Below are 13,123 nucleotides of genomic sequence, written 5' to 3'. Positions count from 1 at the left end.
GTTCGTCTATTATAGCGAATTAAAAGTGTGAGGGAAAGTTATGTGAGTCATTATTTAGACTTGCGAGCAGCCTGAGCAGCAGCCAAGCGGTAGAACTACACGGAAAAAGCCTGTCCGAAACAACGACTTTGCTTCATACAGCCGTACCATTTTACCACAGCCCACACAATAGAAATGTTCTTCGAGTTGTACCATCATTACTTCCCTACTTTCATGTAATTATACTTTTTGTATCAATTGATAAAATTTGTTACAATTCGTATCTTTACTTTATTGGATTTAGCGAAAGTTGTCAATACTTGTATAGGTTTTGTCGTCTTTTCTCGTTGTAAGCGTTTACAGTTTAGTTGATAAAAACAGCGCCCATTAAGGCGCCGCCACAGTCACATTATCTTCCATCTGCTCTTTCATAAGCTCATGAATACGTTCCCGTTCCTCTTTGTTCACAATTAAGTACCATATCGAGTTAATTGTACTGCCAGAACCGCTTATCTCAACCATATTGATATTACCGACATCTTCCCGATAATCGGTCATAAAGGTTTTCATCTCGTCGAACGTTATGTTCGTCTTCACACTGGTTCCAAGCTCTTTTAATATTTTCTGAATTTGCGTAATGTTGTTGAACTTTAGTGAGCTCTTCATCACTTCCATTAAAATATCCCGCTGCCTTGCATTACGGCCGAGATCACCTCTCGGATCTTCATAACGCATTCTGGAATAGAGGAGTGCCAGATCACCATTCAGCTTAAGAGGCCCTTCATCAAATTGATGTTCACCATAATAAAACGAGAACGGGTTATTCACTTCAACTCCGCCGAGTATATCAATCAAATGAGCGAAGCCTTCCATGTTAATTCGGACATAATAGTCGATCGGATAATCAAGAAAATGCTCAACCGTATTTTTCGCCATCGTTACTCCGCCAAACGCGTAAGCATGATTAATTTTATCCGTTGTCCCATGTCCGATAATTTCGGTTCTTGTATCGCGTGGGATGTTAAACATAAGAATGGATTTCTTGGCTGGATTAACGGCTAGCACAATTAGCGTATCAGAGCGGCCTTTATCATTTTCCCGCTCATCAACGCCCATAACGACAACCGAGAAAGGATGACGCTTCTCTATTAAAGCTTCTGCAACTGCCTGTGGCTTTACCGTCACTTCCGGATCTTTGCTCACATATACAGTTGGCTCAATCGGCTCATAGATTTTCGCGGCTGTTTCTTTCACCGATCCGTATAGATGCCAGGCATAACCGGCTATACCCAATCCAATGATAGCGACTCCTGCTCCAATGCCGATAAGTGCTCTTCTCCAGCCCCGTTTCACATGCAACTTCCCCTTTCTTCCTTACGGCGACCTATTCTCTATATGGCAGCATAGTCTAAAAGCAGGTCCTCCCAATTGTCTGCCAGAATAATTCGATCATTTTCCATTAGTTCTGAACCGATTTGGACCTCAATTATTGAAAGATGTGAAAAAGCCCGAATCGTATGCTTCACTCTTGGCGCGATCTCGATAACATCGCCTGCCCGGATGACTCGCCGTTCCTCATTGAGAACAGCTTCTCCCTCACCAGTCAGCACGGTCCAAATTTTTTTCCGTTTCAAATAAAGCTCATAAGCCAGCTCTTTTCCCGCCGTAACAGTAAGCTTTCGGGTGACGGTTTGCTGCCCTTCAGCACTTGTTGTTGTACTGTTCATGACGGTCGCATAGCCCCAGCTGCCTTCCTCATAACCAGACAAAAACAAAGGCTCTTCCGATCGAAATCCTTGAAGCTCCATCTCGGATTGGATTGCTCCTCTGGCTGCTACGAGAATACCTGCTGAAGACATGGCAACTGTAATGTCGTTCAGCCCCTTCAAAACGATGGGAACTGCCGAATCATTATAAATAGGGTTGTTATCCGGCAATGCAGTATGAAGCGCACCCCAGCTGTTGATGTGATAAAAAGGTAGCTCCGGCATTTTAAAGGTAGGGCAGCCTTCAACCAATTGGGCAATGACCCCAGCTAGGCTAGTATGCAGCTCTTCATAACACCGATAAAGCTGCTCATATTGAAGCGGCAGCCCTTCTTGCTGCAAGCAAGAAATAACGGTCCCAAGCTGAAATGCCACAATCCCACTTCCATCGCTAGTCTGTACTAGGGATAGCCCATGCTTACGAAACTGCTCCGGCAGCTCCCTTAATGCTTCAAGCCATTCCTCGTCTTCGAGGTACAAATCAGATGGCATCACTGCCACTGTCTGATAAAGCGGGATGGATGCAACAGAATATAAATAGGCAGCAGCAAGTGCGACGGCAGGATACATCCCTCTAGCCTCAGGCTCACGGATCACATTCAGGCTGCCTTCCATTTGATTACGAACAGTCTCCACCTGATGACGGCTAATCGCAATAAACGTATCTTGTTGCATGCCAATTTTGCCTAACTGGCTCCATAACCGCTGCAACAAAGATTGCCTCGCTCCTTCCTCACCAGTTAATAAAGGAAGAAGCTGTTTCGCTCGCTTGGCATGAGAAAGCGGCCACATCTGCTTGCCTTGGCCGCCTGCGAGCAATACAAGTCTGACCTGCTGCTCTCCCATTACTGCCTCCCTTTGGTACCGTAATAGGTGTAGTACAGCTGGTCTTTGCTTTTCTTCTTTTTGTTGTTAAGCACAACTCCAAGTATCCTAGCCTTTACATGTTCTAGACTGGCGTACATTTTTTTCGCTTGTTGGCGCTTTGTCATTCCTACACTAATGACCGCAACCACTCCATCACATTTGGAAGCAAGAACTAAACCATCAGTCACAATAAGTGAAGGCGGCGCATCAAACAGGATCATATCGTAATGATCAGACAGTTCATCTATGAGCTGATTCATTTTTTTGGAGCCAAGCATTTCGGATGGATTAGGAGGAGTAGGACCAGAACCTATGAAATACAAATTATCTATTGACGTAGAACGAACAGCATCCTGCCATTCCATTTGGTTAGCAAGAATATTCGTTAGACCGCTTTGATTAGATTGTATAAATAACGTATGAAGCGTTGGTCTGCGCAAATCCGCATCAATTAGAAGCACACGTTTACCTTCCTGTGAGAAAGCAACAGCCAGATTGGCTATCGTGGTCGTTTTCCCATCGCCTGATTGGCAGGACGTCACCATTAAGGTTTTTACAGGGGCATCAATTGAAGAGAATAAAATGTTCGTGCGCAGTGAACGGTAAGCTTCGGAAATGGGAGACTCCGGATTAAGCGTCGTGATCAGATTGCTTTTTTCCATTGCGGATTGTTGCATGAGTTAACCACCTGCCAGCTATTATTGGTAAACCTTATGATTTAGAGCGCGATATAAAGCGTGGATTTTGTACTGCTGCGGGCTTTGACGTAGAAGCTCTTGATTTAACATACGGATCAGTACAGCTCGAAGCCTGTTTGGCGGATGAAAGACAATGCCATATTCATATTGGTTATCCCGGATATTCCTCCAAACCACATGACCTCGAAGATTCATAGCAACGCCAGCCAGGTTCATCTGAAAATCCAGCATATAGCTTTTATTCACAGGAAAACGTAAGCCAGACATAAAACTAAGCCCATCACGACTGATGTTCATGATTAGAACCGAGCATGTTGAGGCGGTCAGCAATAAGCCTTGCTCATCCAGCAGCCCTGCCTGAGCAGTTACTCCTTCATGCAGATGAATACGAATGTTGGTCCGTGGAACATAAGGGTCTGAACCCATGATGATGCAACTCCTTGCCTAATTTTCATAGGGAGGAATAACGGCAACGATTAGCGTGAATACTGGAAATCATAATGATACGTTTCGTATCCCTTGTTCTTCTCACTTTACGATACGATTTGTAGCATGTCAAGAAAAATTACAAATACGGTTAAAATTTTGCGACGTTTTGTTGCAATAAATGCATTTTTAACGTTTCCGTATTAATATAGGTGTAGCGGAAATCGGTTAAATTTAGGAGGATATGTAATGAACATTGGGAACCGAATTGCTGGCATGAGGGAAGAAAGAAAATGGACACAGGAGCAAACCGCTGCGAAGCTCGGCATATCCAGGGCTGCTTTATCTCATTATGAGAAAAACCGCAGAGAACCTGATACGGAGACATTGGCAAAGTTCGCTGACCTGTATCAAGTATCTATAGATTATTTGGTAGGTAGAACGATGAATTCACAATCGGCGCTAAGCGATGATGTTCGAAACTTTGTCGATCATCTGGAGTTATCTGACGAAGAGCTGCTGGAGAAGTATAATTTAAGCGTGGATGGCCGTAAGCTTACGGCTGATGAAACCAAACGGTTTATTGCCTTCGTTCGTGCTGAACGTATGATGAACTAGTCCGGTAACATTTGTTAGGGCTGGATGAGATCTGAAGGCCATTTTTCCGGCGGAATATCCAATTGCATAAGTATTTCTCTAATATTTAATTCTGTTCGTGTGTCTTCTACATTCGTTACCTGAGTTTCTACATCTCTCATCATATCCGATTCCTACTCTCTATAAATATGTAGCAAAACAATAATGTTATTATACCTAACAATTGAACTGGAATATGTCGGAAGTTGTGGTAACTTTAGTTCTTTTTTTGTCGAAAATAGGAAAAACAGCCCATTTATTTTTTGAGATAATGCCTCTCAGACTGGCAATCCATTCATTGGTTAGCAAAAGGTTAGAAGCAGATTGGTTCTGCTCCTAACCTTTTCTTCATTTCTGAAGTCGACTTATCTTCCATTGTATTGTAAAGTGGACGAACATAAGAATCGAGCCACCTAGCCATATTATCAACAGATATCTCTCTTCAACTTTCATTCCTTACTGCTTACATCCTATGCAAGTCCAAAACATAAAATAACCGCCCAGATGGGCGGTTATTTTATGTGAAAAAGAACATGTTTGCTGAGGGGACTCGTTTTCTCAACCTTTGGGTGATCAAACGATTTTAAGTAGTTCATACCAATCTTGCTCATTACGTTTTTCGATGGGGTGTTAATCTCAGCTGTGAAACTATATATATCAGCGAAACCAAGCTTGCTAACCCCATATTGCAAACAAGCCTTCGCTCCCTCCGTTGCATAACCCCTTCCCCATGCCTCTTGTTTCAGCCGCCACCCAATCTCTATGCACGGTGTAAAATCGGCTTCAAACGTTGCCCGATGAAATCCAATAAACCCGATAAACTCTTTGTTCTCCTGGAGCTCTACGGCATATAATCCAAACCCGCACTCCTCAAACTCTGCAGCAATATTTCTATAAAAACCATTTGTCTCTTCGGCCGATAACGTTTTAGGAAAATACTCCATCACCTTCTCATCTGCGTTCATCCGGCTAAAAGGCTCCAAGTCTGTTTCTTCCCAGTCACGTAATTGTAATCTAGGCGTCTCGATGTAGATCATTAATTCCCTCCTTCCTGCTTAAACTGTTAACTCATTTTCCGACCTCAGATGAATAACGTTTTGCAATAACCGTTCAAGCAAGGCTCCGAATATGGCGATCACACACGAAGCGAAGATGACAACTAAGCCAAGCACAATAATCCCCGGCGCATCTTCTTGTTTTGCCATGACGTACAAAACGGGCTCCATCGCCACAAAAATAAGGCTGATACTGAAACCGCAGTATTTGATTTTCTTTAATGCCCGAACAGACAGCTCGGAAAATGCGGTCCTTTTATCAATATAACTGATTAATTGAAATGCCTTATACAAAGCAATGAAATAAGGAATGACGGCTGTAAAAAATCCGATATCCGATACCTGCATTTTGCCTGGAAACTGATCTGGGTTATCTCGAATTAATGCAAACACCGCAAATACGCACACAGCAATCGCTGGCAACCCCATTAATATGACTGTCATCTTCAAAAACAATATTGTAAATCGACTCACAAATAACACCTCATCTGTATAGATTCAGTGCTATTATAAACCGTCATTTATCGTTTTACAATATATATTAATTGTTTTGTGATCAAAATAGGGTAAGGTGAGATATCGCATCGCCCTACTTATCTCCCCTGTTTCCCTTCCTCCAGGCGAGCGGCACTTTGCGCAGCTTGCTTTTTTTCTGTTCTGCTGCGGCGGAGGTGCGTGGGAATAGAGGGTATGTAACTCCTGGAGGAGCGGAGCGTTCGCCCTTGTCTACACTTTGCAACCTTGTAATATTGTTCAGGCAAAGTGTAGACAACAGCGACCGGAAGGAGATACATTCCCGTCATTCCCGCGCAATCCTCCGCCACCAGCAAAAACATAAAAACAGGCTGAGCAACTGCCCAGCCTGTTTCCCTTTATCCTCCGGTACGAGCCAGCTCTTTCATGCTTGCTTCAAAAGCTGCAAGAAGCGCTTTGTCGTCAGTCAAGCCGGCATCTTCCGCTTTGCGGATATGCTCCAGCATTTTCTTGTAGTCCTTCGGAATAACCTTCACGAATTTGTTAAGCGATGCTTCCCAATCATTCAGAACACGCGAACCAACCGCGCTTTCTGTGTATTCCACATGGCGCTCAACCAAGCCGCGAAGCTCAGCAACCTCTTCTTCTGTCTCGAGACGCTCAAGCAGAACCATCTCAATGTTACAGTTTTTGTAGAAGTCACCATGCTCATCGTAAATGTAAGCAACACCACCGGACATACCTGCCGCAAAGTTACGGCCTGTGCTTCCGAGTACAACAACTCGGCCGCCAGTCATATATTCACATCCGTGGTCGCCTACACCCTCAACAACTACCTTCACGCCGGAGTTCCGAACCGCGAAGCGTTCGCCTGCGGTACCGCGGATATAAACTTCACCATCCGTTGCACCGTACAGTGCTGTGTTGCCGATAATAACGTTCTCTTCTGCTACGAATGTAGCTTTCGGAGATGGAGCAACGATAATTTTACCACCTGATAAACCTTTACCTACATAGTCATTGGAGTCGCCTTCGAGCGAGAGGGTAATGCCCTTCGGAACGAATGCGCCAAAGCTTTGACCAGCAGTACCAACGAAGTGGTAGGAGATTGTATCTTCAGGCAAGCCTTTCGCGCCGTAACGACGAGTTACTTCGCTGCCGAGAATGGTACCAACTACACGGTTCGTATTGCAGATCGGGAATGAGCCGCGAACACGTTCGCCGCTTTCCAATGCTGCCGCTGCTCCTGGAACAAGCTCTTGCATGTCGAGCGAAAGCTCGAGACCATGATTTTGCTCTTGTACGTTATGACGCGCTGCGTCTTGCGGTACATCCGGGGAATGCAGCAGAAGGCTAAGATCAATACCTTTTGCTTTATAATGGTCAACCAGATTCTTCGATTCAAGAATATCAACACGGCCAACCATTTCTTGAATGGTACGGAAGCCAAGCTCAGCCATAATCTCACGAAGCTCTTGTGCAATGAAGTGAAGGTAGTTCACGACATGGCTTGGATCGCCCATAAATTTAGCACGAAGCTCTGGATTTTGTGTTGCAACGCCAACTGGACAAGTATCGAGTTGACATACACGCATCATAACGCAGCCCAGTACGACGAGTGGTGCAGTTGAGAAGCCGTATTCTTCAGCACCCAGCAAGATTGCAATCGCAACGTCGCGGCCGTTCATCATTTTACCATCGGTTTCGATAACAACACGGTCACGAAGATTATTCAGCATCAGTGTTTGATGCGTTTCAGCAAGCCCAAGCTCCCATGGCAGACCCGCATGGCGAATCGAGTTCATTGGAGATGCGCCAGTACCGCCGTCATAGCCGCTGACCATGATTACGTCTGCACGTGCTTTAGCAACACCGGCAGCAATTGTGCCTACGCCAACCTCAGATACAAGCTTCACGTTGATGCGAGCACGAGGGTTCGCATTTTTCAGATCATGAATCAGCTCAGCAAGGTCCTCGATCGAATAAATATCATGATGCGGAGGCGGCGAAATCAGGCCTACACCAGGAGTGGAGCCACGAACCTCAGCAACCCAAGGGTAAACTTTACGTCCTGGAAGCTGACCGCCTTCACCTGGCTTCGCGCCTTGCGCCATCTTGATTTGAATCTCATCCGCATTAACCAAATAGTTGCTCGTTACGCCAAAGCGGCCCGATGCAACCTGCTTGATTGCACTGCGGCGGGAATCACCATTTGCATCAGGAATGAAACGTGCAGGATCTTCGCCGCCCTCACCTGTATTGGATTTGCCGCCAATACGGTTCATTGCGATCGCAAGACTTTCATGCGCTTCTTTACTGATCGAACCAAATGACATTGCGCCTGTTTTGAAACGTTTGAAGATGGATTCAACCGGCTCGACTTCGTCGATTGGCACCGATTGCCGTCCATCCTTGAACTGGAGCAGCGAACGAAGCATCAGATGCTTCTTGTCTTCGCCTTGCACCATGCTCGAGAATTTCTTGTACAGTTTATAGTCGTTCTTACGGGATGCCATTTGCAGCGTATGAATCGTTTGCGGGCTGAACAAATGGTCTTCGCCGTCTTTACGCCATTGATAATCGCCGCCGGAGTCGAGTTCTTTCTCTCCACCCTCTTGGTCAGCGTATGCTTTGTTATGACATTTCAGCGCTTCTTGAGCGATGATATCAAGACCGATACCGCCGATACGCGAAGGTGTCCATGTGAAGTACTCATTGATCAGCTCTTCCTGCAAACCAAGTGCTTCGAAGATTTGTGCACCGCGGTACGACTGAATCGTCGAGATACCCATTTTGGACAATACTTTTGTTACGCCCTTCGTTGCGGCTTTAATATAATTCTTAACAGCCTTCTCATGCTTAATGTTGCTCAGCATGCCTTGGCGGATCATATCGTCAAGCGTCTCGAACGCCAGATACGGGTTAACCGCATTGACGCCGTAACCAAGCAGCAAAGCATAATGATGCACTTCGCGCGGATCGCCGGATTCAAGCAGAATGGCAACCTTCGTTCTTGTACCTTGACGGATCAGGTGATGGTGCAAGGCGGATACAGCAAGCAGCGAAGGAATCGCAGCGTTGTCTTTATCCAGACCGCGGTCAGACAAAATAAGAATATTATGGCCTTTTTCAATAACACGGTCTGCCGCTTCGCGCATGAGCTTAAGTGCGGAACGGAGGCCTTCTTCGCCCTCAGCAGCCGGGAAGAAGATCGGAAGTGTAATCGACTTGAAGCCTGGGCGGCGTACATGGCGAAGCTTCGCGAATTCCTCATTCGACAGGATTGGCGTATCCAGCTTGATATGGCGCGCGCTTTCCGGTTCAGGCTTCAGCAGGTTGCGCTCAGGCCCAATCGTTGTGCTAACGGCTGTAACAATTTCTTCACGAATCGCGTCAATCGGCGGATTCGTTACTTGCGCGAATAGCTGCTTGAAGTAGTTGAACAGGCGCTGCGGACGCTCCGACAATACAGCAAGCGGCGCATCGTAACCCATGGAAGCGATTGGCTCTTGGCCGCTGCTTGCCATTGGCTCTAGCACTTTACGTACATCTTCGAAAGTATAGCCGAATGCTTGCTGACGCTGTTGCACCGTAGCGTGATCCAGTTCAGGAAGCTCAGGTGCGTCAGGCAATGCTTCGAGGTCTACAAGATGCTCATCAAGCCAGTCACGATAAGGCTGTTCAGCCGCGATTTGTGCTTTCACTTCCTCGTCGGAAATGATGCGGCCTTCTTTCGTATCTACAACGAGCATACGGCCCGGACGGAGACGGTCTTTGTACAAAATCTCTTCAGGAGCGATTTCAACAGTACCGGCTTCAGAACCGAGAATGATATGATCATCTTTCGTTACATAATAACGGGCTGGACGCAGGCCATTACGGTCAAGGTAAGCGCAAATTTGCGTACCGTTCGTAATTGCCATTGCTGCAGGTCCGTCCCACGGCTCCATCAAAGTGCTGTGGTATTCGTAGAATGCTTTTTTCTCGTCGTCCATGCTTTCATGGTTCGACCAAGGTTCCGGTACCATCATCATAGCAACATGCGGCAAGGATCGGCCGGACAAATGCAGGAATTCAAGTGCATTATCGAACATCGCTGTATCCGAACCATCCGGGCTGATTACCGGTTTTACTTTCTCCATATCGCTGCCGAACAGCTCGGTTTCGAACAACGTCTGACGGGCATGCATCCAGTTGATGTTGCCGCGCAGCGTATTGATCTCGCCGTTGTGGATCAGGTAATGGAACGGATGCGCACGCTCCCAGCTCGGGAAGGTGTTCGTACTGAAACGGGAGTGAACAAGTGCCATAGCCGACACGACAGACTCGTCGTTCAGCTCAAGGTAGAACGAGCGTACTTGCTCCGTTGTCAACATCCCTTTGTATACGATCTTCTTGCTCGAAAGGCTTGTGAAATAGAACATTTCTCCGCCTTCTTTGCCTCCGAAACGAATCGCAATCTCAGCGCGTTTGCGAATCACATACAGCTTGCGCTCAAAGGACAATTCGTCCTTAAGCTCAGGGTTCTTAGCAATAAACACTTGGCGAACAAATGGCTTCACCGACAAAGCGGATTGACCAAGTTTCGAATCATCCGTAGGAACAGTACGGAAGCCGATCAGCGATTGGCCTTCTTCACGGATAATGATCTCAAGCTCACGCTCGAACGAACTGCGGATCGCTTCGTCTTGCGGCATAAACATCATGCCAACTGCATATTCTCCTTCTTGCGGCAGGTCAATCTCAAGCTTTCTTAATTCACGCGAGAAGAAATCATGCGGGATTTGGAGCAGGATGCCTGCGCCGTCCCCCGTGTTAGGCTCGCTGCCTTGACCGCCGCGATGCTCCATGTTCTCGAGCAGCGTCAACGCTTGACGAATGACAGTATGCGATTTTCTTCCCTTGATGTTTGCCACAAATCCCATGCCGCATGCGTCTTTTTCATAGCGCGGATCATATAGACCTTGTTTCGGCGGTAATCCAAAAATTTTCTCTTTCATTGTGTGCAACCTTTCTATCAGAAGATTTTTGGGCAAGCATAGCTCAGCTCAATAACGGTATATCGAACGGCAGCAAACGTGACACATCGGCCAGTTGCTTGCTGTTCTTGCGAGCTTAAACGTGATGGCTTTATGGCCAATTTTCCGCGGACACAAACTTTCCCTTAGCTTAGAGAGGAAAATGTTCGTATCTAGCAGAAAATTATTAGCTGAATGAAGCTTTCGTTTAAGATTGACCATGTTCCGGGCCGTGTTCCGCCATTGCGGTTATTATATTATTTTAACATCACCCCAAAAGGGAATCAATTTAATATTTTTATGAATGTGATAAAACTTTACTTTACAGCACATTGTTCGTGTTCTTATACTATGCCTAACATTTTATCAAAAGGAGGATGAACAATTGTATAGCAAATCAAGGAAACACAGTATTCGATTCACATTTGTCATGCTTGCAGTCATCATATTAGCCGTCTCGGCTTGGGGAGGTACATACGCATCAGCCGCCCAGCAAGAATCTAAGCCTTATCAAATCGTCGCATTAGGCGACTCCCTTACTGCCGGTTATGAGCATGGTTTTACGGAAAAATCCGTTCCTTACGGTTATGTAGAGCAGGTGTACGAGCAAGCTTTGTTCCATGGACTTCGCGCAGAATATGTCAACTACGGGATTATTGGCCTTAAAGCTGAGGGGCTTAAGCTGCTGCTGCAGGCTGCGTCGGAAGGGCGATCGGTTAAACCCGATGAGATTCAGCAGCAGCTGCAGGATCCGCGCAAGGATGCAATCATTGGGCAAACCGCTCAAATGGCCAAATCCATACGTTCTGCCGACCTTATCGTCTTAACGATCGGAGGAAATGACCTTCTCCCGGTTATGAACAAATTGGAATCCGGTGCTTCAGACGAGGAAGTTACTAAATATATCCAAGATCTGCTGGATCAGTATGAAAAAGATCTCGAGGCCTCTATCCGTACAATCGCCGGTCTTAATGGGGCAGCGCAAATCGTTATTGCGGATCAGTACTTGCCGATTCCTGCGCCGATTAAGATTGGCAACGTTACGATTCCTCTTTATCCAGAAGAAGACCGCCTGCTCCTATTGGACGGTGTTAAGAAAATCCGAAGCAAGCTTGATCTGATCAGCAGCAGACTCGCGAAAGACGACATCAAGCTTCAAATCACCAGTGTGAGTGACTTATTCGTCGGGCATGAGTTGGAGTATACCTCTATCGCCGATAAGGACATCCATCCGAATCATCTCGGTTACGCAGTCATGGGCCGCGCATTCTCCGATACGATATGGGGTGACTACCGCACCGTTCGGGCACGTCCGGCCAATGTTCAAATGTCTGTCGTAGTCGCTGGCAAGGAGCTTTCAGCCGGAGCTGCCCCGCCTGTTCTGCGAAGTAATCGCAGCTTTGTTGCGATGAGGGACATAGTGGACGCTCTTGGTGCAAAGCTTAGCTGGAGCAACGCATCACAAAGCGCTTCCGTCACCTATAATGGCCATATAGTAGCCTTTACCATTGGTTCAGCTTATGTAACGATCGACAATAAAAAGGTTAAGCTGTCCACGCCGCCAGCTTTCCTTCTTAAATCCGGTAATGAAACAAAAACCTACCTGCCACTGACTTCCCTTTCGGAAGCCCTTGGCCTGCAGGTCATTTATCGCAGCACCCTGCAAACCGCCTTCATCAACAAGTAATTTAAGCAGACAGCAAGGCAGCATACTATTGTAGCAATCATTCTATTTACTTATAATCCTTCCGCAATTCCTTCAGCAGCCCCAGCCCGCGCTCGGACCAACGCATTAGCCGGTCCAGCGCGGCGATCTGCGAAGCCACAGCCTCATGCAATGAAGTATTGTAATCCGGCACTTCTCCATCATAGGGCTTCAAGTCACGAAGCAGAACATTCGTTTTCTCCGTATAGCTCAATGCCCTACGTTCATGGAACATCGCAACATCCGGATCATAAGGATGATGCAGATCCCCTTGCTCAGGATGCTTCAGCACCGCCAGCACTTTGAATACAGCCCGTGGTCCATTAACCTCTATAATCTCACCAATGTACTGCCCCGATCTTACATCCGCCCGGGCAATCGTGCCTGGAGTTATCTCTTTCATTATGTAGTCCTCCTCAAAAGAATTGTGAAGCAATTCTTGCTTAGTAAGCATTAGCTCAAAAGAATTGTGAAGCAATTCTTGCTTCGTAAGCATTAG

11 protein-coding genes are annotated in these 13,123 nt (G+C 46.4%); 2 read left to right on the top strand and 9 right to left on the bottom strand.

Annotation, left to right across the window (positions count from 1 at the left end):
• Positions 1 to 54: 54 nt before the first annotated feature.
• From AB4Y93_RS07920 to AB4Y93_RS07900, 5 genes are all read right to left on the bottom strand, one after another.
• Positions 55 to 198 (bottom strand): hypothetical protein, encoded by a 144-nt coding sequence (locus AB4Y93_RS07920; RefSeq protein ID WP_441890676.1) that lies wholly within the window; start codon positions 196 to 198, stop codon positions 55 to 57.
• Between the two features lie 168 nt (positions 199 to 366).
• A complete protein-coding gene (locus tag AB4Y93_RS07915) occupies positions 367 to 1,332 on the bottom strand; it encodes an LCP family glycopolymer transferase (RefSeq protein WP_441890674.1) in 966 nt (321 codons plus the stop codon).
• Positions 1,333 to 1,370: 38 nt separating this feature from the next.
• Positions 1,371 to 2,591 carry a sugar phosphate nucleotidyltransferase gene (locus AB4Y93_RS07910; protein WP_441890672.1) on the bottom strand — a complete coding sequence of 407 codons (1,221 nt, stop codon included), beginning with the start codon at positions 2,589 to 2,591 and terminating at the stop codon, positions 1,371 to 1,373.
• The gene (locus AB4Y93_RS07905) at positions 2,591 to 3,289 is read right to left on the bottom strand and encodes a CpsD/CapB family tyrosine-protein kinase (RefSeq protein ID WP_441890670.1); all 699 of its coding nucleotides are present in this window, start codon (positions 3,287 to 3,289) and stop codon (positions 2,591 to 2,593) included. Before AB4Y93_RS07905 ends, AB4Y93_RS07910 begins: the two co-directional genes overlap by 1 nt.
• A gap of 21 nt (positions 3,290 to 3,310) precedes the next feature.
• Positions 3,311 to 3,736 (bottom strand): PilZ domain-containing protein, encoded by a 426-nt coding sequence (locus AB4Y93_RS07900; protein WP_441890668.1) that lies wholly within the window; start codon positions 3,734 to 3,736, stop codon positions 3,311 to 3,313.
• A gap of 249 nt (positions 3,737 to 3,985) precedes the next feature.
• Here AB4Y93_RS07900 and AB4Y93_RS07895 point away from each other — a divergent pair, with 249 nt between their 5' ends.
• Entirely contained in the window at positions 3,986 to 4,354 is a 369-nt protein-coding gene (locus AB4Y93_RS07895; RefSeq protein ID WP_441890666.1) for a helix-turn-helix domain-containing protein, read from the top strand.
• A 530-nt stretch (positions 4,355 to 4,884) separates the two neighbouring features.
• Here AB4Y93_RS07895 and AB4Y93_RS07890 read toward each other — a convergent pair.
• The 3 genes from AB4Y93_RS07890 to gltB all read right to left on the bottom strand — a co-directional run bounded on the left by AB4Y93_RS07890 (position 4,885) and on the right by gltB (position 10,901).
• On the bottom strand, positions 4,885 to 5,409 hold the full coding sequence (locus tag AB4Y93_RS07890; protein WP_441890664.1) for a GNAT family N-acetyltransferase: 525 nt from the start codon (positions 5,407 to 5,409) through the stop codon (positions 4,885 to 4,887).
• A gap of 18 nt (positions 5,410 to 5,427) precedes the next feature.
• Positions 5,428 to 5,901 carry a DUF2975 domain-containing protein gene (locus tag AB4Y93_RS07885; protein WP_441890662.1) on the bottom strand — a complete coding sequence of 158 codons (474 nt, stop codon included), beginning with the start codon at positions 5,899 to 5,901 and terminating at the stop codon, positions 5,428 to 5,430.
• A 398-nt stretch (positions 5,902 to 6,299) separates the two neighbouring features.
• On the bottom strand, positions 6,300 to 10,901 hold the full coding sequence (gene gltB / locus AB4Y93_RS07880; protein ID WP_441890660.1) for a glutamate synthase large subunit: 4,602 nt from the start codon (positions 10,899 to 10,901) through the stop codon (positions 6,300 to 6,302).
• Positions 10,902 to 11,304: 403 nt separating this feature from the next.
• On the opposite strand from gltB, the gene AB4Y93_RS07875 reads away from it, so the two are divergent.
• Positions 11,305 to 12,606, top strand: coding sequence for a stalk domain-containing protein (locus AB4Y93_RS07875; RefSeq protein ID WP_441890658.1), 1,302 nt, complete (start codon positions 11,305 to 11,307; stop codon positions 12,604 to 12,606).
• A 46-nt stretch (positions 12,607 to 12,652) separates the two neighbouring features.
• Here AB4Y93_RS07875 and AB4Y93_RS07870 read toward each other — a convergent pair whose 3' ends face one another.
• Positions 12,653 to 13,027, bottom strand: a complete 375-nt coding sequence (locus tag AB4Y93_RS07870) for a kinase-associated lipoprotein B (protein WP_441890656.1) — start codon at positions 13,025 to 13,027, stop codon at positions 12,653 to 12,655.
• Positions 13,028 to 13,123: the final 96 nt, after the last annotated feature.

The organism is Paenibacillus sp. YAF4_2 (assembly GCF_052113225.1).
In the GTDB taxonomy this organism is placed as follows: domain Bacteria; phylum Bacillota; class Bacilli; order Paenibacillales; family Paenibacillaceae; genus Pristimantibacillus.
This window is presented reverse-complemented; position numbering and strand designations above follow the sequence as displayed.

Coding starts and splice junctions, on each gene's coding strand:
- AB4Y93_RS07920 (WP_441890676.1), bottom strand. CDS start 198: ATGATGGTACAACTCGAAGAACATTTCTATTGTGTGGGCTGTGGTAAA.
- AB4Y93_RS07910 (WP_441890672.1), bottom strand. CDS start 2,591: ATGGGAGAGCAGCAGGTCAGACTTGTATTGCTCGCAGGCGGCCAAGGC.
- AB4Y93_RS07905 (WP_441890670.1), bottom strand. CDS start 3,289: ATGCAACAATCCGCAATGGAAAAAAGCAATCTGATCACGACGCTTAAT.
- AB4Y93_RS07900 (WP_441890668.1), bottom strand. CDS start 3,736: ATGGGTTCAGACCCTTATGTTCCACGGACCAACATTCGTATTCATCTG.
- AB4Y93_RS07895 (WP_441890666.1), top strand. CDS start 3,986: ATGAACATTGGGAACCGAATTGCTGGCATGAGGGAAGAAAGAAAATGG.
- AB4Y93_RS07890 (WP_441890664.1), bottom strand. CDS start 5,409: ATGATCTACATCGAGACGCCTAGATTACAATTACGTGACTGGGAAGAA.
- gltB (WP_441890660.1), bottom strand. CDS start 10,901: ATGAAAGAGAAAATTTTTGGATTACCGCCGAAACAAGGTCTATATGAT.
- AB4Y93_RS07870 (WP_441890656.1), bottom strand. CDS start 13,027: ATGAAAGAGATAACTCCAGGCACGATTGCCCGGGCGGATGTAAGATCG.